Consider the following 22,284-nt stretch of genomic DNA (forward strand, 5'->3'; position numbering starts at 1 on the left):
GTCACTCGCCCCGCACTCGCTGGGGTTTGTTGTCGGTCGGCCGGGGGGGGGTTTCGCCCGGCGACCGCCGTCGTGCGTGGTCGCGTTCCTTCCCCTCGCGAACGCGACGTGGATCTCACATGCGGGTAGCCGAGGATTGTGCGACTTCGGGGCTGGTTAGCATCGTCAGCACGTGCAGATCGAGGAAACCCCGAGGACTTGTGTTGACTACCGACCATCTTGACCGCTGGAACGCTCACGAGGCTGCGGCGGAGGCGATGATTCCGATCATCGGCAGCTTGTATCGGGACAAGGGGGTGACGATTCTGCTGCACAGCCGGTCACTGGTGAACAAGTCGGTGATCAGCATCCTGCGGACCCACCGGTTCGCGCGGCAGATCGAGGGCGAGGAACTGTCGATCGACGAGACGCTGCCCTTCCTGGAGGCGCTGCGCTCGCTCGACCTGGGCCCCAGCAAGATCGACCTGGGCCGTCTGGTGATGGCCTACCGCGCCGACGAGCGCGGCCTGTCGGTCCCTGAGTTCGCCGCCGACGTGCTCGCCGAGGTGACCGACGGCAACAAGGCCGAGGCGCAGGGCCCCCGCGATGTCGTGCTGTACGGCTTCGGTCGCATCGGCCGTCTGGTGTCGCGCCTGCTCATCGAGAAGGTCGGCTCCGGCAACGGCCTGGTCCTGCGGGCCGTCGTGGTCCGCAAGGGTGGCGAGGACGACCTGGTCAAGCGCGCGTCTCTGCTGCGCCGCGACTCGGTGCACGGCCAGTTCAACGGCACCATCAAGGTCGATGCCGAGAACAGCACGATCATCGCCAACGGCAACGCGATCAAGTTCATCTACAGCAACGACCCGACCTCGATCGACTACACCGAGTACGGGATCGACAACGCGATCCTGATCGACAACACCGGCAAGTGGCGTGACCGCGCGGGCCTGGAACAGCACCTGCGCCCGGGCATCTCGAAGGTCGTGCTGACCGCGCCCGGCAAGGGCGACGTCCCGAACATCGTGCACGGCGTCAACCACCGTGAGCTGGACCTGTCGCAGACCATCTACTCCTGCGCGTCCTGCACCACCAATGCGATCGTCCCGCCGCTGAAGGCGATGGAGGACGAGTTCGGCATCGTGCGCGGCCACGTGGAGACGGTGCACTCGTTCACCAATGACCAGAACCTGCTGGACAACTACCACAGCTCCGACCGTCGCGGCCGGTCCGCGCCGTTCAACCTGGTGCTGACCGAGACCGGCGCGCAGTCCGCGGTCAAGAAGGCCATGCCGGACTTCCAGGCCAAGATCACCGGCAGCTCGATTCGCGTTCCCACCCCGGATGTCTCGGTGGCGATCCTGAACCTGCAGCTCGAGCGCGCGACCTCCAAGGACGAGGTGCTCGAGTACCTGCGCGAGATGTCGCTGTCGGGTCCGTTGAGCCGCAACCTCGATTTCACCGCGGCCACCGACGTGGTCTCGAGTGACTTCATCGGCTCGCGCGCGGCCTCGATCGTGGACGCCAACGCCACCATCGTGGACGGCGACACCGCGATCCTCTACCTCTGGTACGACAACGAGTTCGGTTACTCGTGCCAGGTCGTGCGGACCGTGCAGTACATCTCGGGTATCGAGTACCCGACCTACCCGCGCGTGGGCGCGGAGAGCGTCGCGGTCGCGGCGGGCTAGTCCCCGGACGTGACGAAGGGCCCCGGCGGTGTGACCGCCGGGGCCCTTCGCTGTGTGTCGACTAGCTGACCGGTGTGACCGGCTGCCAGCACACCACGCGGGCGGGCTGCGGGGTCACGGTCGCGCCGGCGGGGATGGCGCACTGGTTGGTGTCGGTGGTGCCGTCGAAGCGGCCGCCGATCTGGACGGTGATGGCGGTGCCGTTCTTCGTCGCGCAGTCGATGGGCGCGATCTGGTTGACGTCGGGCTGCATGCTGTAGCAGCTGCCCACCTTGACGTTGGGGGCGAAGCACAGCGAGTTGTTGCCGTTGGTGAGCACGAAGTAGCCGGCGTCGCGCAGCTTGCCGTCGGGGCAGGTGGCGCCGTTCTTCACCGAGGCGGCCAGTTCGTAGACCGCGGAGTTGTCCTCGCAGGCGGTCGGCTTGATCTTGCCGATCTGGGCGCCGCGGTAGTCGGTGGCGGTGACGCAGTTGCCCACGGCCAGTTCGGGATCCTTGGCCGAGATGGCACCGGACTTGGTGAGGCCCGCGACGAGGCCGAGCGCCAGGATCAGGATGCCGGCGACGGCGACGATGGTGCCCGTGTGCTTGGGCAGGCCGGATGACGCGGTCTTGGCGGGGATGCCGCCCTCTTCCGCTGCGACGGGGGTCGTCTTCGACCGGTTGCGCAGTACGAGCCCCACGATCAGCAGGACCACACCGGCCGCTGGGATCAGGAGGCTGCCGGCGGAGAAGCCGGAGGAGTCGGCCGAATCTCCGGCCGCAAGGATCGCGGTCGACCCGATTTGCCCAATGAACACTGTGTTTCAACCCTTCCGGTCCGGTGACGGACTCGGCAGGAAAGTACCTCGAGTGGGGTACCGGCCGGGCTGTTTTTAAACGAACTTGTTTCCGATTTTTTCGGAGTGCGCTCAGTGAGGTGCGGGACCACCGAGGCGGTCCCGCACATCCCCGGTCAGTGGCAGTCGTGCTTGAACGACAACCGCTCCGACCAGCGCTGCGAGGTCGGATCGTAGGCCTGGATGTAGGAGTCGTCGCCGCCCGTGCAGGGCGCGTGGAAGCCGGACTTCGGATCCCACATGGTGGTCTGGTAGCCGAAGGAGGCGCCCGCGTAGCCGTTGTGCGGCCCGGCCTTCACCGTGTACGTGGCCAGCCGCGTGCCGTTGTTCCGGTTCACGATGAGCGTGACGGTCCCATTGTTGAAGTGATCGCCATTGATCTTGAACTGCGCTCCGGCATCGGAGACCGCGGTGCACACGTCGCCGTCGCACTTGTTGCCCGCGGTGTAGGTGGTCAGCCAGATGTTCAGCGACGCCTTGCGGGCGGCCGCCGCGGCATTGTCGTCCTTGGCCTGCTGCCGCACGGCCGGGGTGACGCAGACGACGTCACCGTTGTAGGCCTCCCGCCAGACGTAGCCGTTCACACAGGTATTGGGCCCGTACGCGCCGCCGCCCGCCTTGCGGGACGCGGCCGCGGCATTGTCGGCGCGCGCCTGATCCCGGGTGCCGGGGCTGACGCACACGTGGTCGGCCGAGTTGGCCTCCCGCCACACGTAGCCCTCCTGACAGGTGTCGGGCCCGTAGTCGCCGCCCGCGTTGGCGACGGTGAGGCTGCCGAACAGACCGAAACTGGCGGAACCGACGACGGCCGCTGCGAGCGCGGCGCGGGCGGCGGTACGGGCGTGGGTGGCGATCATCGGTGCGGTTCCTTCGTATTCGAGAGGTGGTGTGCACCGAGAATGCGGGCGGCTACCAACGAACGACCAACGAGAAACTCATGGCCGCGAACGGCCGGTGGCCAGCAGCAACAGCTCGCCGATGGGAGCCTGCACCGGGACACCGCTGCCCGCAGTCCATTCGGTGTCGGTCGCGGTGAGCCGTTGCCGGGCCAAGGTGTCGCCTATCCCGAAAGTGCCCGCCGCGCAGATCCGGTCGAGCGACACCCGGGCCGCGTCGATCGGTATGTCGCGCGGGATGCCGAGGGGGACGGCGATGTCCTGGCCGTGCACGAGCAGGTCCATGAGGCGGTCGGCCGGGGTGGAGCCGAGGGCGGTCGCCCGGGTGGGCACGGTGGCTCGCAGTTCGTCGAGCAGTTGCGTGGTGGTCGCGGCCGCCGCGTGGCGGATGGCGGTGTCGCGGATCATGGTGTGCAGGTTGCCGCCCGCGCGGACCAGGCCGATCAGGATGGCGGCGGTGCTCGGCCGGGCGGACAGGATCACGTGGGCGACGACGTCGCGGATTCGCCAATCCGCGCACAGGGATTGGTGATTCCACTGGGCGTCCGACAGCGAGTCGAGCATGTCGTGGAGGCTGACGCGTTCGGCGGCGACCGCCCGCCAGATCTGTTCGGTGGTCAGGGTGGGAGTTGTCATTCCCGTACCGTAGGAATTCCACCGGGGTGGAGGTTCAAGTGGCCGCGCTGACCTGGCGGCAGGCGGCGCTGACGGCGGTGGCGGACGCGCCGGAGGGGGAGCGGGCGAACCGGCTGGAATTGGTTGCGGTGGTGCGGGATCGGGGACACGCCAAGGACACGGTGGTGCGGTTCTGGCGTCGGGTCCTGGAGCCGCTGACACCGGAGATGTTCGACGCGTTCGTCGACATGAACGTCCCGGATCCGATCGATCCCACACCCGTGGAACTGCTGGCCTTCGCGGAACTGGTCACCGCGGTCGGGGATCCCGGCCTGTATCAGGCGGTTTCGCGGCAGCTGTGGCGGGCGGACCGGGAACGCATCACGCATCGGCGGGCGCTGCTGGACGGTGTCGCGTGGGCGTGTGCGGCGGCCGGGCCGCAGGTGGTGGCGAACCGGCCGCCGGGCCCGGGACCGGAACTCGATCGGTTCGTCGACGTCCACGCCCGGGCGCGCGGCGAACACGACAGTCCCGGTTTCCGGCGGCGACTACTGTCCGGCGCAACCGATTCCGACGAACGGATCCTGCGCTACTGGAGCCTGACCGGAGAGGTCACGGGCGCCCTGACGACCGGCGCCGCGCAGCAATGGCTGCACGGCGCGTTGGAACGGTCGGTGTGTGGTGGGCCGGAATAGCGGGTCCGGCCCACCGGAACGGCCAGGGATCAGCGCGTTTCGCCCGCGGTATCGGCCAACCAGTTGCGCAGCCAGACCGTGGCGGTGGTGCCGTTGCTGTCGACGACGTACCGCGGATACGACTGGTGCACGCCCGAGTCCAGGAAGTCCTGGACCTGCTTGATCCACTGCTCACTCGCCGGGTGGTCGCCCGGCGCACTGAGAATGGCGGTGCCGCCCTGGACCAGGGCCTCGGACAGGATGGACTGGAAGGTCAGCGCATAGCTGGGGATCTGCACCGGGTCCTGGGCGGTGAGCTGGGTGAGCAGCCCGGCCGAGCGGCCCGCCAGGTCGTCGGTGGGGACCGAGCAGTACAGGTCGCCCGCCGCGCAGAAGGTGCGGACCCGCGGGCTGAGCCAGCCGAAGCCGCCGGCCCGCGCACCGCCCGCGCCGGTGCCGGCCACCTGCGGGCCGATCAGGGCGTCGGTGGGGGAGCGGCGCGGATCGGAGACCAGTCCGACGGCGGCCACCCGATCGGGCGAGACGACGCCGAGGCCGGTGCCGATCTCGGAGGCCAGGTCGCCCGCGGCGTCCGCGCCCTGGCTGTAGCCGATGAGCGCGAAACGCGTTGCCGCGCATCGGGCGGCCATGGCGGAGATGAGCCCGCGGGCATTGCCCACGGCCTCGTGCTTGGAGCGGCCGTAGACCTCGCCGTCCCAGGGGAAGGCGGTGGCCGGATAGCTGACGTAGTCGGTGCGCACGGTGCCGGGCAGGCCGCGCGTGACCTGGGCGAGCATGCCCTGTTTCGGATCGTCGACCGAGGTTTCCCAGGTGCCGGGGACGGCGATCACATTGAGGTTGGGGCAATCCGCGGGCGCGGCCTGTGCGCCGGGTGCGCCGGTGGCCGTGAGGATTCCGGCCGCGGTCGCCACCGCCGCGAGCGCGCTGCTCGCCGTTCTGAAGGCTCGGGTAACTCGAATGGACAAGGTCCACACCCCTTGATCGAATCGTTCGGACGATTTCTCCACCGCATGGTCGGTGCCGGGGCGGCACGTCGAGCAGAACATACCAAAGGTGGGGGCCGGTCTCGAGACTGATTGCGCGGGAAACGCCGAGAACCGGACGGATGGGATAATTGACACATGTTCCAATTGCCCGGCGTGGCGGCGCGCGGGGCGAAATCCAATTCCATTGTGCCGTGCCGATTTCACCGAGGTTAATTCGCGGGACGATAGCGGATTCCTCATTGCTATCAATCGACGCGCCGCCCGGCGGATGGGACCCCAGGCCGATTATGTGGGAGTATTCCGTGCGGGAGAAGTTCTGGCAGTGGTCGCGGACGCTGAGCCGTCGATTCGCTACAGGGCAGGAGGGAACCGGCGGATATGAGTATCCGGACAACGAATATCGGGGAACACCAGGACATCGCGCTGCCCACATTCGGAGATGTGTTGCGGCGGCTACGAGACCAGCGCGGACTTTCCCGGGAGCGGCTGGCATTCTCGGCCGGGGTCAGCGCCAGTTATGTCACGCGGTTGGAGAAGGGCGGGAAAGCCAAGCCCACCCAGGCCGTGGTCGACGCGCTCGTCAGATGCATCAATCAGCGGAATCCGCTGTCGGACACCGAGCGTCGTTATCTCTACGATTTGGCCGGGCTCACCGGCGCCGGATATCCGACGGTCGCGGAGTTGAAGAGATCGATCAGCGCCGACGCGCTGCGCATGCTCGCCATGCACCGGCCCAAGCTGGCGGCGTTCTACGACACCCGCGGCAATGTGCTGGCCGGGAACATCGAATGGGCGCAGGCGTTTCCGGGGCTGGCCGAGAACGGGAATCTGTATCGGTGGATGTTCGCCGATCCGGCGGCCCGGCGGGTGATGGCCGATTGGGAGGCCGATGTGCGGCAGTCGGTGAGCTGGCTGCGCGGGAGTGTGGGGTCGCTGACCGATCCCACCGTATTCGGTGATCTCATGCGCGAGCTCGGTGAGTTCGCGGAGTTCCGGCGCTTCTGGTCCTCCGGCGATGTCGGGTTCGCTCCGCCCGTGCGGACCATGCGATTGCGTGATCGGGGCACGGGCGAGCTGAAGGTGTACCGGATCCAGGTGGGCATGCTGGATTCCGTGGCGTATCCCGGCCATATCGTCGCCACGGTCGGGTTGTCCACCGGTGTCGTCTAGTTGATGTCGTCTAGTTGATCGGGGTCAGGATCACGACCGGGATCTCGCGCTCGGTCCACGCCTGGTAGGTGTCGAAGTCGGCGTAGGCCTCCACCAGTCGCGGCCACAGCCGGGCGCGCTGCTCGGCGTCGGCGGTGTGGGCGCGCACCGCGAATCGGTCGCGGCCGATCTGGATGTGGGTGTCCGGGTTCGCGCACAGATTGCGGTACCACTGCGGGTGCTTCGGCAGCCCGCCCTGCGAGGCCACCACGATGGTGTCGGCGCCGTCGCCGATGTACAGCAGCGGGACCGTGTAGACGGTGCCGGACTTGCGGCCGCGGTGCTCGAGCAGCAGCGTCGGCACCGGTTTGCGGAAGCCCGCGCCGATGCGCCATTTCCCGCCGATCCGGCCGCCGGTGCGGCGGTAGATCCAGACCTGTGCGCGGCCGGTGTATTTGAAGATCTTGGGCAGGACCGGGGAGTCGAGTTGCGGGGGCCGCGGCGGGGTGGTGGTCATGGGCTTCCTTTCACGCCCCTCGACCATACAGTCAGGACCAGGTGTATGGTCAAGGAGTGCGCACGCATGGATGGTCCGGATCAGCTCCCGCCGACGACGCGGAGGCGATCGACCGCATCGTGGCCGCCGCCCGCCGCGCCATCGACCGCTCCGGCGACGAGTTCAGCATCGCGGAGGTGGCTCGCGACCTCGGCGTCACCCGGCAGACCGTGTACCGCTATTTCCCCAGTGCGGAAACGCTTTTGACCGCGACGGCTATCGCACAGACCGAACATTTCCTGAATGTGCTGGCCGAGCGACTGGTCGAGATTCGCGATCCGGCGACCGCGGTCGTGGAGGGCATCGCCTACACCCTCGAACGCCTGCCGGAGGAGAAATACCTCGGTCTGCTGCTGCGTCCGGGACGGGCCAGCGCCTTCTCGGCGGGCGTAACCTCCGATACCGCACGGTCTTTCGGGCGTTCACTCCTGAAGCGCTACTCGGTGGACTGGGCGGCCGCCGGCATCTCGGACAGCGACCTGGACGAGCTCGTCGAGCACATGCTGCGCATCGTCCAGTCGTTCGTCATCGACCCGGGCCGCCCCCCGCGCCGCGGAACCGAGCTGCGCGAATACTTGTCGAAATGGGTTGCGCCCGCACTGCCTTCGAGCTGATTCCGGGCCGGAACATAAGGGAAACCCCGGGGACTAGCCTGCCCCGGGGTTTCAGTGGCCACCCAATTGCGGCACGCCGACCTGTTTAAGAACGTGCTCAGTCTTACGTTAACGTGACGCTCTGCGATTGAGCTACGGCCCATTGGTGGCTGAGCCGGAGGGAGTTGAACCCTCAACCTTCACGCTGACAATCCGTCCTCTCGGTTCGGCGTTCGGCGGCGAATGCTGAAACTGGAGCGATAGTGTGAGTTTGATGGCGCACAGCGCCGGTCACATTGATCTTCTGTTTCAGCTTGCGCTCCTTGCGCAGTGCCGACTGTAGTCGCCGCCGCGCCGATCAGCCAAACAAATATCCGAAGACTTCCGCGCCCAGTTTACGCTGGGTGATCTCCGCGTTGTTGGCCTCCTCGCGCGCGAACTTGACTGCGTGCTGGAGCTTTTCGACGCGCTCGGTCAGCTCGTTGACGCGCTTGGCGGGCAGCGCGCCGGAGAACCGGATGGTGCGCCAGTAACCGACCACCACATCCTCGTGATACACCTCGACCTGCGCCGGATGCTTTTCCGTCGCTTCGGCTTTCACGTGGTTGCGCGGGATCTTCTTGGTGCGCACCGTCTGTACCGGCTCGGTGGCGTAGCAGTCGGCGGCGGCGTCGTACTCCCAGGTCTCGGCGGCGTCGAGGACCGGCAGTTTGCGCACCAGGGTGTGCAGGTCCACCAGCTGCTTCTCCAGGAACAGCAGGTAGGTGATGGGCGCGTCGGCGACCAGCGTGCGGCCGTCCACGACGACGTCGGCGGTGGCGGTGCAGTTCGCCCAGTCCTTGGTGGCGACGACGTCGAACAGTTTGGTCAGAATGTCGGCCGTGGTCTGCAAGACCTCCTCCGAACGCACCTGGACCCGGGTCGACTCGGGCGGCAGCTGCTCACCCTCCTCGTCCTTGGGCCGGTAGGTGCGTGAGATACCGCTCAGCAGCGGGTTCTTGGCCAGCTTGGCCTGGGCCTCGGCGAGCTCGGAGAAGGTGCGGGACTTGATCCCTTTCTCGACGGCGACAATCTGGTTCAAACGAGTCATTCGGGCACTGTATCGGCGTATCGGTCTTGGCGGCCAAGCATTTTCGGCGCACCGCGACGGCCAGGCCCGGGCGGGCTGTTCGATCGGCTGTCGAGCACGGGTGCCCGGGGGAACAGGGGAGGGGTCTCGCGCCCCGAAGCCGCGCTGCGGCGGAAATCGGGCGTGCGGTAGAAAAGGTATGGCGTCGTGGACGCATCCGCTGATGCCGCCGCCGAGGAGACTTCGTGCGGTCATCGACATCTGAACGGAGAGGCTGTTTCATGGCGACCTCGGAAGCGCGCGCCCAGATCGGCGTGACCGGCCTGGCGGTCATGGGTAGCAATATCGCCCGCAACTTCGCCCGGCACGGCTACACCGTGGCCCTGCACAACCGCAGCATCGGCAAGACCGACGCCCTGCTCGCCGAGCATGGCGGTGACGGCGACTTCGTGCGCACCGAGACCGTCGAGGAGTTCGTGGCCGCGCTGGAGAAGCCGCGCCGCGTGCTGATCATGGTGAAGGCGGGCGACGCCACCGACGCCGTCATCGAGGAGCTGGCCGCGGCCATGGAGCCCGGCGACATCATCATCGACGGCGGCAACGCCCTCTACACCGACACCATTCGCCGTGAGGCGGCCATGAAGGCGCGCGGCCTGAACTTCGTCGGCGCCGGTATCTCCGGTGGTGAGGAGGGCGCGCTGAACGGCCCAGCCATCATGCCGGGCGGCCCGAAGGAGTCCTACGAGTCGCTGGGCCCGCTGCTGGAGTCGATCGCCGCCCAGGTCGACGGCGTCCCCTGCTGCACCCACATCGGCCCCGACGGTTCCGGCCACTTCGTGAAGATGGTGCACAACGGCATCGAGTACGCCGACATGCAGCTCATCGGCGAGGCCTACAACCTGTTCCGCGACGCGCTGGGTTTCGACGCCAAGCAGATCGCCGACGTCTTCACCCAGTGGAACTCCGGTGACCTGGAGAGCTACCTGGTCGAGATCACCGCCGAGGTGCTGAACCAGGTCGACGCCAAGACCGGCAAGCCGCTGGTCGACGTGATCGTCGACGCCGCGGAGCAGAAGGGCACCGGCCGCTGGACGGTCAAGTCCGCCCTCGATCTCGGCATCCCCGTGACCGGTATCGCCGAGGCCGTCTTCGCCCGCGCCCTGTCCGGCTCCCGCGCCCAGCGCGCCGCCGCCAAGGGCCTCGCCTCCGGCGTCCTGGGCGAGAAGCCCACCGACGTCGCCGAATTCACCGAGGCGATCCGCCAGGCCCTCTACGCCTCCAAGATCGTCGCCTACGCCCAGGGCTTCGACCAGATCGCCGCCGGCTCCGCCGAATACGACTGGGACCTGCACCCCGGCGACCTGGCCACCATCTGGCGCGGCGGCTGCATCATTCGCGCCCGCTTCCTCAACCGCATCAAGGAAGCCTACGAAGCCGACCCGTCCCTGCCGTCCCTCATCCTCGCCCCGTACTTCCGCGAGGCCATCGAGACGGCCATCGACAGCTGGCGGCGAGTGGTCGTCGTCGCCACCCAGCTCGGCATCCCGGTCCCGGCCTTCGCCTCCTCGCTGTCCTACTACGACGGCCTCCGCGCCGAGCGCCTCCCGGCCGCCCTCACTCAGGGCCAGCGCGACTTCTTCGGCGCCCACACCTACGAGCGCGTCGACGCCGAAGGCAAGTACCACACGCTGTGGAGCGGCGACCGCAGCGAAGTCCCCGCGTAATTCGCGGCAGGACAACCGGTCTCACCCGAAAGGCGGGGCAGGCGCCGACTCGGCGCCTGCCCCGCCTTCTCGTTCAGCACGCCCCACACCGCGAGGGCGATGAACGGCGCCGCCGTGACCGCGAGCGCGGCCGCGACCATCATGAGGACGAGGAACAGCCCGGAGGAGCGGCGGGGCGGGGCACAGGTGGTGACGTCATAGGGGCAGGCACAGCAACAGGACTATTCGGTCGGGGTGGGTTTCGCACTGGATGGGGCCTACCTGGACGTTGTACTCGCGGATGGTGCCGGAGTTGGGGTTTCGGAGCCGGAGGGTGCGGACGGGCGGGGTGAAGTCGACCGTGCCTTCGGACCAATAGTGGCGGAAGTGGGGGTAGCGGGCCAGCTCGGCGACCAGGGTGGGGAGGGCGGGGTCGTCGGGGAGGCGGCCGACGGTCATGCGGAGCCATTGGACGTAGAGGCGGACCTCGGTCTGCCAGTCGGGTTCGACGAGTTTGGCTATCGGGTTGCCGAAGAGCCAGTGGAAGATATTGCGGTCCTCGCGGAGACCGGGGAGGGCGGCGTACCAGGCCTCGTTGGCGTCGAGGACGTCGCCGCAAGGGGCGATATAGGCGGCCGGGGCGGGTTCGAACAGGGCCAGGGCCTCGTGCTGGTCGGCGGTGAGGGAGTCGTACAGGTCCTCGGAGGTGGGGGCGTCGTCCGCGCGCAGGCCGGCCAGGTCGAAGAGGTGGCGGCGGTCGGTGGGGGTCAGGGGCGCCTTGGTGTCGAGGCAGCGCAGGAGGGCTTCGACCACGGACCGGGTGGGGTTGCCGCGTTCGCCCTTCTCCAGCAGCGTGACGTAGCTGGCGCTGACGCCGGCCGAGTATGCCAGGTGTTCGCGGGAGAAGCCGCGTTCGTCTCGGAGGCGGCGTAAGGCCTGGCCGAAGCTGGGAATCGAGATGTCATCCGCCAGCCGGTCGCCGTCTCCGGTCACCGATGCCCGCCTTCCCACTGCCTGCTCGTCGCCGATTCCCGCTCGCAGTCACCGACGAGCAACCCATAACGGGATGCTGCCACACAACTCGTTTCGCGACGATCATGCGTTGGATCCTGTTTGTGTGTGTTGCAGCGCTTGTGGCGGCGGTGCCACGCGTGCTAATCGCGCTTACCACACCGTGCCGCGATCGGGTACTGGGAAGGTGCTGGGTATCGCCATGGAGTCGGCGCAGAATCCGCGTCCGGCTCTCGCCGGGACATGATGGGCCGCATTACTTTTCGAGGCGTCTTCAATTTCTCGCTCTCGAAAGGTTCAACACATGTGGGCTCTGGTTCTCGCTGCGGTCGGTCTGATGACGGGTAGCGCGGTGGCCGCGGGTGCGGCGGGTAGCGCGGGATCGCTGGCCGGGAATATCTGACCGGTCAGGGCTGCGGGTCCGCGGCCATCGCGTCGCGGACCGAACTCTCCTGTGCGCCACGGAATGTCGGCTCGGGGTGCAGGAGAATGGAATAGACGGCCTTGGTGTCGGCCAATTGTTCGCGCAGCCAATTCTGGCGATAGACCATGGTGTGCGGCATGGTGCCGTCACCGACCGCGACCGTATCGATTCCGGCCGCGCGGCACAGCGCGATGGTGCGGGGCAGACTGAAATCCTGGGTGACCGCGATGGCGGAGGTGACGCCGAAGATGTCGTGGGCGCGCACGCACGATTCGTGGGTGCTGAATCCGGCGTAGTCGAGCGCGATCTTGGCGGCGGGCACGCCCTGTTCGATCAGGTAGGCGCGCATGGCGGTCGGCTCGTCGTAGGTGGAGCGGCCGTTGTCGCCGGTGAGTAGCAGCGCCTTCACCTTCCCGGCCGCCAGCAGCTGCCGGCCCAGGTCCAGGCGGGCCTTCAGATAGTCCGACGGCTTCCCGTTCGCCTTGACCTCCGCGCCGAGCACGATGGCGACATCGGCGGACGGAGCGCTCTCCACGCTGTACTCGTACTTCCGGTGCGCCATCCGGATCCACAGATCCGACGCGACCAATACCGTGAACCCCAGCACCGCGATCACGGCGCAGATCTTCACCACCCGCCGCAACGGCAACCATGTGGCGACCCGGCTGCGGGCGGAGCGGAGAGTGGAACGCAACGGCATGGTTGCCAGTGTGCCGGAACTCCCCGTGCCGATCGAACGACTTTTCGCCCGCGTCGCGACCGGATCAGATCGGCTGCACGCCGATCATCGGCAGCACCGTGCGCCGCGCGAACTCGCGGGCCGCGGTCTCGTCGGTGAGCGGGATCAGCCCGTCCGGCGTCAGTACCAGCGACTGCCCCAGCCGTGCGAACACCTCCGCCACCAGATCCGCGTCGAAGTCCGGGACGTCCCCGGAAGCCTGTAGCGCGCGCAGTTTCTCGGCCAGGTAGGTGCGTCCGACCGCGAGCACCGGCCCGGCCTCGGTGGTCAGCCGCGGCAGGATGGTGTCGGGCTCGGTGCGCAGCAGCCGCCGCAGCAGCTTGTTGTTGGCGAGCTGAATGATGAACGCCGCGAACACCTCGACCAGCTGCGCCTGCCCGGACTTGCCGACCGCGGCGCGGCGCACGCGTTCGTCGATCTCGGCGATGAACAGCTGCGCCTCGCGCACGCCGACCGCGGCGACCAGATCGTTCTTGGATTCGAATCGCCGGTACAGGGTGGCGGGGCTGATCCCGGCGCGACGGGCGATCTCCCCCATGCTGGTTCGCTTGATCCCGAAGTCCAGGAACGCCGACAGCGCGCTTTCCAGTAGCTGTTCGCCTTCGCTCCGCGGCTTCTCGAGAATGCGTTGCAGGATGGTGGGAACGGACGGCATCGAGTCTCCAGTCGATCGGGTGGACGACCCCGCGACAACGCGGTGAACGGCCGAGGCGCGGTAGCGCACAGGCCGATCCGAAAGTATCTCATTGCCTCGGGGTCGCGGTTCGTACCCCGTCCGATCAGTGAACGCCCGGTCCGGTCAGCGGACGTCGAGGGCGGCCATTTCGCTCTCGATGGCATTGGCCGCGAAATCGATGCCGCTGGAACGCAGTTCGTGGACTCGGCGTTGCAGCGCCTCGAATCCCCCTGGCTGCGCGGCGATGTCGGCCACGCTGATGCGCTGTCGGTGCATACCGTCGTGCTTGTACGACACCGTGAAACCTCCTGCTAGCCCCGAGCGCGGACCCGGCCGGCGGCGGCACAGCGCGGGCCGCCGGGAACGCATCCGCCGATGCTAGCAGCGTACTGACTGGTCACTTGTTCAGTGTGGGGCTTCTCACACGCCCCCTTCAGTCACACCTCTTGACCCTGCCGGTGCAGCGCCGAGTTGTGCAGGTATGCGGCCGCATTCAGGCGAATGTGATCGCGCTCGGCCTCGCTCAGCTCCCGGCGCACCTTGCCCGGGACGCCCGCCACCAGCGACCCCGGCGGGATCTGCGCGCCCTCGGGCACCAGTGCGTTGGCCGCGATCAGACTGCCCTCGCCGATCACCGCGCCGTTGAGGACCGTCGCGCCCATCCCGATCAGCACGTCGTCGCCGACCGTGCAGCCGTGCAGAATCGCGTTGTGCCCGACCGAGACACCCTCGCCCACGGTGCACGGGAAGCCCGGATCGGCGTGCAGCACGCAGCCGTCCTGGATATTGCTGCGCGCGCCCACGGTGATCTGGTCCATGTCCCCGCGCAGCACCGCCGAATACCAGACGCTCACTTCGCCTTCCAGCCGCACCCGGCCGGCCACGGTGGCGTTGGGCGCGATCCACGCGGTCTCGTCGATCTGCGGCGCGTGCTCACCCAGCTGAATCCTCATGGGGCGAACTTAGCGGCGGAACAGGGCGCGGTGGGCCGCGGGGGTGGTGCCCAGCAGCCGGTGGAAGTGATGGCGCAGATTGACGCCGGTGCCCAGACCGGAATCGGCGGCGACGCGATCCATCGTGTCGTCGGTCGATTCCAGCAGCAGCCGGGCGTGATCGACGCGCTGCTGCAGCAGCCACTGCTGCGGGCTGGCGCCGGTGCGATCGCGGAATCGCCGGGTGAAGGTGCGCCGCGACATGAGCGCCGTCCGCGCCCAGCCGTCCAGGTCCACCGGCTCGTCGAGATGGGTGCGGGCCCACACCATGGCGTGCTCGATCGGATCCTCGTCCACCGACTCCGGCACCGCGACCGGAATGTACTGCGCCTGTGAGCCACTGCGATGCGGGGCCAGCACGAGACTGCGCGCCAGTTCGGCCGCCATCCGGCTGCCGTGGTCGGTGCGCACCAGATGCAGGCAGCAGTCGAGCGCCGCGGCCGTGCCGGCGGAGGTGATCAGGTCGCCGTCGTCGGTCCACAACCGGTCGGCTCGTACCCGCACCGCCGGATAGGTGCGGGCCAGCTCGGTGGCCGCCGACCAGTGCGTGGTGATCTCGCGTCCGTCGGCCAGGCCGCTGGCCGCCACCGCCCACGCGCCCAGGCACAGGCCCACGATCCGCGCGCCGCGGGCGTGCGCCCGGTGCAGGGCCTCGCGAACCGGTTCGGGCAGTGGGCGATCGCGGTCCCACGCGGGGATCACGAAGGTGTCGGCGGTCTCGGCCGCCTCCAGGCCGTGGCCGACGACGATGTCGAATCCCGCGGGCGTGGCGAAGGTTCCGGGCTGCTCGGCGCACACCACCACGCGGTAGGGGCTGTGGTCGGGGCCGCCCGCGCCGATCCGGCCGAACACCAGGGTGGGGACCGACAGGTGGAAGGGGCTGATCCCGTCGTGCGCCAGAACGGCGACGGTGTGCTCGGCACTCATGGCCCGATCTTATCGATACGAGGCCTTCGGGCCACTGTCGGCGCTCGGCCCCGACGACGAAACTCGAAGCCATGACGAACAAGATCGACACCGCGGCCGCCCTCGAGATCCTCCACATCGGCGGTCCCACCGTGCGTTTCGGCTACGGCGACCTGACCTTCCTGACCGACCCCACCTTCGACGAGCCCGGCAACTACCCCGGCCCGGTCACCCTCTACAAGCTCGCCGGACCCGCCGTCCCGGTCGCGGAGATCGGCCCGATCGACGTGGTGCTGCTCTCGCACGACCAGCACGCCGACAATCTCGACGCCGCCGGTCGCGCGCTGCTGCCGAGCGTCGAACACGTGCTGTCGACCCCCGACGCCGCCGAGCGCATGGAAGGCGTTCGGGGACTCGCGAACTGGGAGTCGACGCGGATCGGCGCGGTGACCGTCACCGGCGTGCCCGCGCTGCACGGACCGGAGGGCTGCGAGCCGCTCACCGGCGTGGTCACCGGGTTCGTCCTGCAGGCCGACGGGCTGCCGACCGTGTACGTCTCCGGCGACAACGCCTCGGTCGAGAACGTGCAGCGGATCGCGGAACGCTTCGGGCGCATCGACATCGCCATCCTCAATGTGGGCGCGGCGAACGTCGACCGCTTCGGCGATCTGGACCTGACCCTCAACGGCCGCACCGCCGCCAAGGCCTCGCTCGCGCTCGGTGACGCGCTGATCGTGCCGGTGCACGCCGAGGGCTGGGCGCACTTCTCCGAGCACCTCGACTACCTGACCCACCGCTTCATGCTCGCGGGACAGACCGACCGCCTGCGCATCCCGAGCCCGGGCGAGACGTTGACCCTGGAACTCCCCGCCGCGGTAGCCCGCTGATAGTGGCCGCCGAATTCGGGCCGTGGCGCTGATGGCGGCGCGGCCCCGGCCGGGGAACTATGGCGGTATGAGAATCGGGGTTCCACGGGAGGTCAAGGAGCAGGAATACCGCGTCGCCCTCACCCCGGCCGGCGCCGGGGAACTGGTGCGGGGCGGCCACGAGGTGCTGATCGAGGCCGGAGCGGGCATCGGGTCCGGCTTCCACGATGCCGACTACCTCGAGGCGGGCGCCCGCACCGCGCCCACCGCCGACGACGTCTGGGACGCGGCCGAACTGGTGCTGAAGGTGAAAGAGCCCATCGCCGAGGAGTATCCGCGCATGCGGGCGGGGCAGGTGCTGTTCACCTTCCTGCACCTGGCCGCCTCCCGCGAATGCACCGACGCCATCCTGCGCTCGGGCATCACCGCCATCGCCTACGAGACCGTGCGTGCCGCGGACGGCACCCTGCCGTTGCTCGCGCCCATGAGCGAGGTGGCGGGCAAGCTCGGCGGCATGGTCGGGGCGTATCACCTGATGGCGCCGCAGGGCGGGTCCGGACTGCTGCTCGGCGGGGTGCCGGGCGTGCGGCCCGCGGACACGGTGGTGCTGGGCGGGGGCGTGGCGGGCGTCAACGCGGCGACCGTCGCGCTCGGCATGGGGGCGCGGGTCACGGTGCTGGACACCAATATCGCGCGCTTGCGGGAACTCGACGCCCGGTTCGGCGGGCGGCTCACCACCATCGGATCGAATACCGCCGAGGTCGAGAAGGCAGTGCTGGCCGCCGATCTGGTGATCGGGTCGGTGCTGGTGCCGGGTGCGCGGGCCCCGAAACTGGTGCCCGACAGTCTGGTCGCGCGGATGCGGTCCGGCGCGGTGCTGGTCGACATCGCCATCGATCAGGGCGGCTGCTTCGAGAGCTCGCATCCGACCACGCACGCGAAACCGACGTTCCACGTGGCGGACACGCTGTTCTACTGCGTCGCGAACATGCCGGGCGCGGTCCCGCACACATCCACGGTGGCGCTCACCAATGTGACGCTGCCGTACGCGCGCGCCATCGCGAACCTGGGCTGGTCGGGCGCGTGCGCCGCGGATCCCGGTCTCGCGCAGGGGCTCACGGCCGACGCCGGTCGGCTCTACTCGCCGGAGGTGGCGGCCGCGCACGGCCTGGGGCCGGCGACGTACACCTCGTCCTGACAACGGTGGCGGGCCCGCGACCGGGGTGAATCCGGTTGCGGGCCCGCGGTGTCCGTCGCTCAGGACTCGGACGAGCCCAGCGCCCAATCGGGTCCCGCGCCGTCGGCCGGGAGGTCGCGGAGCTTGTCGGGGTTGCGCACCACGTCGATCTTGGTGATCCGGCCCTCGTCGATGGTGAACGAGAAGACGCCGGTGTTCTTGCCGTCGAACACCACCAGGCCGGGACGGCCGTTGACCAGCACCGGGCGACCCCACGCGCCGCCGATCTTCGACGCGAACTCCAGGAACCCGAGCAGCGTCGCGGCGACCTTGTCCGCGCCGTGCATCGGGTGCAGGAACGCCTGCACCTTGCCGCCGCCGTCGGAGGTGAAGGTGACATTGGTGTCGAGCACGCCCAGCAGTGCGCTCAGGTCGCCGGAACGCCACGCCACCGCGAACGCCGACACCACCTTCTCGTGCTCGTCGGCGCTGGCGGGGAAGCGGGGGGTGCCGTTCTCCACGTGTTTGCGGGCGCGCGAAGCCAATTGGCGCACCGCGGCGGGGGTGCGGCCCACGACTTCGGCCACCTCGGGGCCGGTCATGCCGAAGACGTCCTGCAGCACGAACGCGGTCCGCTCGGCGGGCGACAGCGATTCCAGCACCACCAGCAGCGCGGTGGTGACCCGCTCGTCCTGCGAGACGCGGTCGGCCGGGTCGTCCCAGGTGGTGACCTCGGGCTCCGGAAGCCATTCGCCCACATACTGTTCGCGCCGCGCCCGCGCCGACCCCAGATAGTCGAGGGCGAGCCGGCCGGTGACCGTGGTCAGCCAGGCGCGCAGGTTCTCGATCTGCGCGTCCTCCGGGCTGGTCTCGTAGTACCGGACCAGCCGCAGCCACGCCTCCTGCACCACGTCGTCGGCGTCGCTGAGACTGCCGAGCGTGCTGTACGCGACCCGCCGCAGGTAGCCGCGATGCTCCTCGAACTGCCGTGCCAGCTCGGCCTGATCGGGCCCGTTCCGTCCGTCACCACTCATCGCAACCCTCGCCTTCGCTCACGCCCGCCCGATGGGGCGGACCGTTCACAGGACCGACGAGGCAGCTCGCCGGGCTGTGACATTCCCCTGGAAAATCTAGCGAAGGCGACCGGACGGTTCGCGAATTCGCGGTGACGGGTCAGCGTCGCCGCAGACAGACGGCCGTGGCGGCGAGGACCGCCGTCGCGACCTGAACGGCCTCGGACAGCCGGACCGCGCGCCGCAGATCGGGAACGCGGGGGACCGGACCGTCACCGAGGGTGGGTCGCATCTCGATCCCGTGCCGGTACTCGGTGCGGCCGCCGAGCGTCACGCCCAGCGCGCCCGCCATGGAGGCTTCCGCAACACCGGCATTCGGGCTCGGATGCTTGCCCGCATCGCGCCGCCAGGCCCGCCAGGCGGCGGCGGGACGGCCGCCGATCACCGGTGCGAGGGCGGTGGTGAGCAGGCCGCTCACCCGGGCGGGCGCGAGATTGGCGACGTCATCGGTCCGCGCGGCGGCCCAACCGAACCGCCCGTAGCGTTCGTTTCGATAGCCGACCATCGCGTCGAGGGTATTGACGGCGCGGTAGGCCAGCAGTCCGGGAACGCCCGCCACCGCGCCCCAGAACAGTGGCGCGACAGTCGCGTCCGAGGTGTTCTCCGCGATCGATTCGAGCGCCGCGCGCGCCAGCCCGTCCGCGTCGAGCACCTCGGGATCGCGGCCGCACAACGACGGCAGCAAGGCCCGCGCGCCCTCGATATCGCCGGACTCGAGGCGATCGGCCATGTCGCGCCCGGTCTTGGCGAGGGTCGTCCCGCCCAGCACGGTCCAGGTCGCGGCGGCGGTGAGCGCCACCTCGCCGAGCGTCCGAACGATCTCGTTCGAACGCGGCCGCGAGGTGCGGTGTTTCGCCCGGGTCCGTCCGGAGACGGCGCGTCCCAACCCGATTCCGAGTCCCGTGACGGTCCCGACCAGCACGACTTCGTGCACGACTCCCGCGGCCCGGTCGTCTCGATAGGTGACCTGCTCGACCTGGATTGCCGCCGAACCGAACCCGGCCACCGGATGTCCGCGCCGGGGATCGCCCAGCATCCGGTCCAGGCCGAACCCGAGGAGCAGTCCGGCCGCGGTAGCGGTCGCCCTCAACGCCGGTTGCCGTAGCGGTCGGCGAGGCGGGCCTCGTTCGTGGCGGGCGCGGGTTTGGGGGCCGGGTCGTTGGGCTTCGACTTGGTTGCCGGAGCGGGTGATTCGGCCGCCTGCGTCGTGGCTTCGGTCGCCGGGGTCTCGGCGCCCGTCGACTTGGCGGCCTCGGACTTCTCGCGGCGGCGAGCGCGGATCTCGGCCCACACGAAGTAGCCGAGACCCAGCGGCGCCATGACGCCGAAGGCCAGCCATTGCAGGCCGTAGGACAGGTACGGGCCGGCGTCGAGCTGGGGGAGGGCGTCGGGGGTGAACGCTCCGGGCTGGCCCGCGTCGAGTTGCAGATACCCGCCGAGGCCGTCGGTCGGGATGGGCGTCAGCGGCAGACCGAGAACGGTCGCCTCCTGCTGGGTGTCGGTCGTGTACACCTGCCGGTAGCCGTCCTCGGTGGTCGGCGGCTTCTTCTCGATGACGCCCTCGGAGGCGCGGATGCGGGCCTCGAGGTGTTGCGGCCCGGTGGGCGGGTCGGCGATGGCGGGCGGGCGGGTGCCGCCCTGCGCGGCCGCGATCTGGCCGCGGTCGACCAGCAGGGTGCGGCCGTCGTCGAGCCGGAACCCGGCGAGCACGGTGTAGGCGGGCTGCCCGTCGAGGTGGCGCAGGCGCACCAGGACCGTCGAGTCCGGGACGTAGCTGCCATCGGCGGTGACCCGCCGCCATTCGGTGTTCTTGCCGTCGCCCGACAGCAGCCCGGCGATGTCCACCGGGTCGGCGTGCACCGAGGCGGCGATGCGGTCGTTGCGTTCGGAGGTGCGGGTGTTCTTGCCCAGCTGCCAGGGCGCGAGCACGGTGAAGCACAGGTAGGCGAAACCGGCCACCACCACGGCCAGGATCAGCCAGCTCGGGCGCAGCAGGAAGGTGAGGCGACGCAGCAGTGAACTCATGCGTCCCGGCCTCCGGCCCGCGGTTCCTCGCCGAGCTGTTCGCGCACCCAGTCCAGCATCCCCGGCACGGCCGCCTCGATCTGTTCGCGCACCAACGCGAAATCGGACTGGTCGCCGTAGTACGGGTCCGGCACCGAGCGACCGTCCGCGTCCGGGTCGAAACTGCGCAGCAGCCGCCGCCGATCCGACGGCACCCCCATCCGGGCCAGGTCCCGCTCGTGCCCGGTGTCGAGCGCCACCACCAGATCGGCGTCGCGGTGGTCGTCCCCGATCACCGCCGCACTGTGCCCGGTCGGATACCCGTGCGCGCTGAGCTCCCGATCGGTCCGGTAGTCGGCCTCGTCCCCGACATGCCAGCTGCCGGTCCCGGCACTGCTCACCCGCACCCGATCCGCCAATCCCGCGCGCTCGAGATGCGCGGCGAAGATCTTCTCGGCCATCGGGGACCGGCAGATATTGCCGGTGCAGATAAACGTCACATGCAGGTCGCCCACGACAGCCATTCTGGCCGGTAGGCGCGGACGGCGGCCACGTAGGGTGGACGGCTGTGCCGGACGACACCGAGTTCCAGGATTTCGACCATGCCAGGCTGCGGCACCACGGGGACGTGGACGCGCGGCCGGGCATGGTGGATTTCGCGGTGAACGTTCAGGGCAGCGCGCCGCCGGAATGGCTGCGGGAGCGGCTGGCGGGACGGCTGGGGGAGCTGGGCCGGTATCCGGGGGAGGCGGACGAGCGGGCGGCGCGGGCGGCGGTGGCCGCGCGGCACGGGCGCTCGGCCGACGAGGTGCTGTTGCTGGCCGGGGTGGCCGAGGGGTTCGCGATGCTGCCGCGGCTGGTGTCACGGCTGGCCGCGGTGATCCATCCGTCGTTCACCGAGCCGGAGCTGGCGCTGCGCGAGGCCGGGGCGCCGGTGGCGCGGGTGCTGCTGGAGCCGCCGTACTCGCTCGACGGTGTCGTGGTGCCCGAGGACGCGGATCTGGTGGTGGTGGGCAATCCCACGAACCCGACCTCCGTCCTGCACTCGGCGGACAGCATTCGGGCGCTGCGGCGGCCGGGGCGCATCGTGGTGGTCGACGAGGCGTTCGCCGACGCCGTGCCGGGCGAGTTGGAATCCCTTGCCGGAGAGAGTCATCCGGATGTGCTGGTGTTCCGGAGCCTCACCAAGACCTGGGCGCTGGCCGGACTGCGCTGCGGGTACGCGCTCGGCGCGCCGGAGGTGCTGGCGCGGTTGAATCACGGCCGCGCGCACTGGCCGCTGGGCACCCTGCAGCTGGAAGCCATCGCGGCGGTGAGCGAACCGGCCGCGGTCGCGCAGGCGCAGCGGATGGCCGAGCGCATCGCCGTTGATCGGGCCGCCATGATCCCGCGGCTGCGGGAACTGGGCGTCGAGGTGCTCGAGCCCGCGGCCGGGCCGTTCCTGCTGATCCGGGTGCCGGACGCGGAACTGTTGCGAAAGCAGCTCGCGGACAAGGGGATCGCGGTGCGCCGCGGTGATACGTTCCCCGGGCTGGAAACGGGTTTCCTGCGGGTCGCGGTGCGGCCGGCGGAGGCGGTGGACCGGCTCGTCGCGGCCATTCGCGACGTGGGTGTGTGATCGTGGCAGGCAGGATCGAGCAGGAGGTTCG

General features: G+C 69.3%; 24 protein-coding genes. 8 read left to right on the forward strand and 16 right to left on the reverse strand.

The features are described from left to right. Positions 1-203: 203 nt before the first annotated feature. Positions 204-1,667: a glyceraldehyde-3-phosphate dehydrogenase gene (locus ACWEOI_RS31190; RefSeq protein ID WP_433667027.1), complete on the forward strand. Its 1,464-nt coding sequence runs from the start codon at positions 204-206 to the stop codon at positions 1,665-1,667. A 61-nt stretch (positions 1,668-1,728) separates the two neighbouring features. On the opposite strand, the gene ACWEOI_RS31195 is transcribed toward ACWEOI_RS31190, so the two are convergent. The 3 genes from ACWEOI_RS31195 to ACWEOI_RS31205 all read right to left on the reverse strand — a co-directional run bounded on the left by ACWEOI_RS31195 (position 1,729) and on the right by ACWEOI_RS31205 (position 4,037). Further along, a complete protein-coding gene (locus tag ACWEOI_RS31195; RefSeq protein WP_433667026.1) occupies positions 1,729-2,466 on the reverse strand; it encodes a hypothetical protein in 738 nt (245 codons plus the stop codon). 155 nt (positions 2,467-2,621) lie between these two features. Further along, complete coding sequence (locus tag ACWEOI_RS31200) at positions 2,622-3,362, reverse strand: hypothetical protein (protein WP_433667025.1); 741 nt, start codon at positions 3,360-3,362, stop codon at positions 2,622-2,624. Between the two features lie 78 nt (positions 3,363-3,440). Next, positions 3,441-4,037, reverse strand: coding sequence for a maleylpyruvate isomerase family mycothiol-dependent enzyme (locus tag ACWEOI_RS31205; protein ID WP_452361909.1), 597 nt, complete (start codon positions 4,035-4,037; stop codon positions 3,441-3,443). Positions 4,038-4,063: 26 nt separating this feature from the next. Between ACWEOI_RS31205 and ACWEOI_RS31210 the strand changes: the two genes are divergently transcribed. Further along, entirely contained in the window at positions 4,064-4,711 is a 648-nt protein-coding gene (locus ACWEOI_RS31210; protein ID WP_452361910.1) for a hypothetical protein, read from the forward strand. Between the two features lie 29 nt (positions 4,712-4,740). Here ACWEOI_RS31210 and ACWEOI_RS31215 read toward each other — a convergent pair whose 3' ends face one another. Beyond that, positions 4,741-5,670, reverse strand: coding sequence for a cutinase family protein (locus tag ACWEOI_RS31215; RefSeq protein WP_433673436.1), 930 nt, complete (start codon positions 5,668-5,670; stop codon positions 4,741-4,743). Positions 5,671-6,075: 405 nt separating this feature from the next. On the opposite strand from ACWEOI_RS31215, the gene ACWEOI_RS31220 reads away from it, so the two are divergent. Next, positions 6,076-6,867, forward strand: a complete 792-nt coding sequence (locus ACWEOI_RS31220) for an MmyB family transcriptional regulator (protein WP_452361911.1) — start codon at positions 6,076-6,078, stop codon at positions 6,865-6,867. Positions 6,868-6,877: 10 nt separating this feature from the next. Here the strand turns inward: ACWEOI_RS31220 and ACWEOI_RS31225 are convergent, their stop codons facing one another. Further along, positions 6,878-7,363 carry a nitroreductase family deazaflavin-dependent oxidoreductase gene (locus ACWEOI_RS31225; protein ID WP_433667021.1) on the reverse strand — a complete coding sequence of 162 codons (486 nt, stop codon included), beginning with the start codon at positions 7,361-7,363 and terminating at the stop codon, positions 6,878-6,880. Positions 7,364-7,419: 56 nt separating this feature from the next. Here ACWEOI_RS31225 and ACWEOI_RS31230 point away from each other — a divergent pair, with 56 nt between their 5' ends. Next, entirely contained in the window at positions 7,420-8,016 is a 597-nt protein-coding gene (locus tag ACWEOI_RS31230) for a TetR/AcrR family transcriptional regulator (protein ID WP_452361912.1), read from the forward strand. Positions 8,017-8,353: 337 nt separating this feature from the next. Here the strand turns inward: ACWEOI_RS31230 and ACWEOI_RS31235 are convergent, their stop codons facing one another. Beyond that, on the reverse strand, positions 8,354-9,085 hold the full coding sequence (locus ACWEOI_RS31235; RefSeq protein ID WP_433667019.1) for a DUF7873 family protein: 732 nt from the start codon (positions 9,083-9,085) through the stop codon (positions 8,354-8,356). A gap of 260 nt (positions 9,086-9,345) precedes the next feature. Here ACWEOI_RS31235 and gndA point away from each other — a divergent pair, with 260 nt between their 5' ends. Further along, on the forward strand, positions 9,346-10,788 hold the full coding sequence (gene gndA / locus ACWEOI_RS31240; RefSeq protein ID WP_452361913.1) for an NADP-dependent phosphogluconate dehydrogenase: 1,443 nt from the start codon (positions 9,346-9,348) through the stop codon (positions 10,786-10,788). Positions 10,789-10,983: 195 nt separating this feature from the next. On the opposite strand, the gene ACWEOI_RS31245 is transcribed toward gndA, so the two are convergent. From ACWEOI_RS31245 to ACWEOI_RS31270, 6 genes are all read right to left on the reverse strand, one after another. Next, positions 10,984-11,760: a helix-turn-helix domain-containing protein gene (locus tag ACWEOI_RS31245; RefSeq protein ID WP_452361914.1), complete on the reverse strand. Its 777-nt coding sequence runs from the start codon at positions 11,758-11,760 to the stop codon at positions 10,984-10,986. A gap of 425 nt (positions 11,761-12,185) precedes the next feature. Continuing rightward, positions 12,186-12,902: a SanA/YdcF family protein gene (locus ACWEOI_RS31250; RefSeq protein WP_452361915.1), complete on the reverse strand. Its 717-nt coding sequence runs from the start codon at positions 12,900-12,902 to the stop codon at positions 12,186-12,188. Positions 12,903-12,966: 64 nt separating this feature from the next. Next, positions 12,967-13,596 (reverse strand): TetR/AcrR family transcriptional regulator, encoded by a 630-nt coding sequence (locus ACWEOI_RS31255; RefSeq protein ID WP_379276425.1) that lies wholly within the window; start codon positions 13,594-13,596, stop codon positions 12,967-12,969. Positions 13,597-13,740: 144 nt separating this feature from the next. Continuing rightward, a complete protein-coding gene (locus ACWEOI_RS31260) occupies positions 13,741-13,914 on the reverse strand; it encodes a hypothetical protein (protein ID WP_213560258.1) in 174 nt (57 codons plus the stop codon). A 140-nt stretch (positions 13,915-14,054) separates the two neighbouring features. Then, positions 14,055-14,570, reverse strand: coding sequence for a gamma carbonic anhydrase family protein (locus ACWEOI_RS31265; protein ID WP_357096816.1), 516 nt, complete (start codon positions 14,568-14,570; stop codon positions 14,055-14,057). Between the two features lie 9 nt (positions 14,571-14,579). Further along, a complete protein-coding gene (locus tag ACWEOI_RS31270) occupies positions 14,580-15,536 on the reverse strand; it encodes a helix-turn-helix domain-containing protein (protein WP_433667015.1) in 957 nt (318 codons plus the stop codon). 71 nt (positions 15,537-15,607) lie between these two features. Here ACWEOI_RS31270 and ACWEOI_RS31275 point away from each other — a divergent pair, with 71 nt between their 5' ends. Continuing rightward, positions 15,608-16,402 (forward strand): MBL fold metallo-hydrolase, encoded by a 795-nt coding sequence (locus ACWEOI_RS31275; RefSeq protein WP_452361916.1) that lies wholly within the window; start codon positions 15,608-15,610, stop codon positions 16,400-16,402. A 67-nt stretch (positions 16,403-16,469) separates the two neighbouring features. Continuing rightward, complete coding sequence (ald, locus tag ACWEOI_RS31280; RefSeq protein WP_433667013.1) at positions 16,470-17,579, forward strand: alanine dehydrogenase; 1,110 nt, start codon at positions 16,470-16,472, stop codon at positions 17,577-17,579. Between the two features lie 59 nt (positions 17,580-17,638). Here ald and sigJ read toward each other — a convergent pair whose 3' ends face one another. The 4 genes from sigJ to ACWEOI_RS31300 form a co-directional block, all read right to left on the reverse strand. Continuing rightward, positions 17,639-18,592 carry an RNA polymerase sigma factor SigJ gene (sigJ, locus tag ACWEOI_RS31285; RefSeq protein ID WP_433667012.1) on the reverse strand — a complete coding sequence of 318 codons (954 nt, stop codon included), beginning with the start codon at positions 18,590-18,592 and terminating at the stop codon, positions 17,639-17,641. Positions 18,593-18,731: 139 nt separating this feature from the next. Then, on the reverse strand, positions 18,732-19,721 hold the full coding sequence (locus ACWEOI_RS31290) for a cobalamin biosynthesis protein (RefSeq protein WP_433667011.1): 990 nt from the start codon (positions 19,719-19,721) through the stop codon (positions 18,732-18,734). Continuing rightward, a complete protein-coding gene (locus ACWEOI_RS31295; protein WP_433673435.1) occupies positions 19,718-20,644 on the reverse strand; it encodes an SURF1 family cytochrome oxidase biogenesis protein in 927 nt (308 codons plus the stop codon). The genes ACWEOI_RS31290 and ACWEOI_RS31295 overlap by 4 nt, the downstream gene beginning before the upstream one ends. A gap of 8 nt (positions 20,645-20,652) precedes the next feature. Further along, entirely contained in the window at positions 20,653-21,159 is a 507-nt protein-coding gene (locus ACWEOI_RS31300; RefSeq protein ID WP_452361917.1) for a low molecular weight protein-tyrosine-phosphatase, read from the reverse strand. Positions 21,160-21,203: 44 nt separating this feature from the next. Here ACWEOI_RS31300 and cobC point away from each other — a divergent pair, with 44 nt between their 5' ends. Further along, positions 21,204-22,253 (forward strand): Rv2231c family pyridoxal phosphate-dependent protein CobC, encoded by a 1,050-nt coding sequence (gene cobC / locus ACWEOI_RS31305; protein WP_452361918.1) that lies wholly within the window; start codon positions 21,204-21,206, stop codon positions 22,251-22,253. Positions 22,254-22,284: the final 31 nt, after the last annotated feature.

Source organism: Nocardia sp. NPDC004340, from assembly GCF_053602575.1.

Coding starts and splice junctions, on each gene's coding strand:
- ACWEOI_RS31265 (WP_357096816.1), bottom strand. CDS start 14,570: ATGAGGATTCAGCTGGGTGAGCACGCGCCGCAGATCGACGAGACCGCG.
- ACWEOI_RS31200 (WP_433667025.1), bottom strand. CDS start 3,362: ATGATCGCCACCCACGCCCGTACCGCCGCCCGCGCCGCGCTCGCAGCG.
- ACWEOI_RS31225 (WP_433667021.1), bottom strand. CDS start 7,363: ATGACCACCACCCCGCCGCGGCCCCCGCAACTCGACTCCCCGGTCCTG.
- sigJ (WP_433667012.1), bottom strand. CDS start 18,592: ATGAGTGGTGACGGACGGAACGGGCCCGATCAGGCCGAGCTGGCACGG.
- ACWEOI_RS31205 (WP_452361909.1), bottom strand. CDS start 4,037: ATGACAACTCCCACCCTGACCACCGAACAGATCTGGCGGGCGGTCGCC.
- ACWEOI_RS31220 (WP_452361911.1), top strand. CDS start 6,076: ATGAGTATCCGGACAACGAATATCGGGGAACACCAGGACATCGCGCTG.
- gndA (WP_452361913.1), top strand. CDS start 9,346: ATGGCGACCTCGGAAGCGCGCGCCCAGATCGGCGTGACCGGCCTGGCG.
- ACWEOI_RS31300 (WP_452361917.1), bottom strand. CDS start 21,159: ATGGCTGTCGTGGGCGACCTGCATGTGACGTTTATCTGCACCGGCAAT.
- ACWEOI_RS31270 (WP_433667015.1), bottom strand. CDS start 15,536: ATGAGTGCCGAGCACACCGTCGCCGTTCTGGCGCACGACGGGATCAGC.
- ACWEOI_RS31275 (WP_452361916.1), top strand. CDS start 15,608: ATGACGAACAAGATCGACACCGCGGCCGCCCTCGAGATCCTCCACATC.
- ACWEOI_RS31235 (WP_433667019.1), bottom strand. CDS start 9,085: ATGACTCGTTTGAACCAGATTGTCGCCGTCGAGAAAGGGATCAAGTCC.
- ACWEOI_RS31255 (WP_379276425.1), bottom strand. CDS start 13,596: ATGCCGTCCGTTCCCACCATCCTGCAACGCATTCTCGAGAAGCCGCGG.
- ald (WP_433667013.1), top strand. CDS start 16,470: ATGAGAATCGGGGTTCCACGGGAGGTCAAGGAGCAGGAATACCGCGTC.
- ACWEOI_RS31250 (WP_452361915.1), bottom strand. CDS start 12,902: ATGCCGTTGCGTTCCACTCTCCGCTCCGCCCGCAGCCGGGTCGCCACA.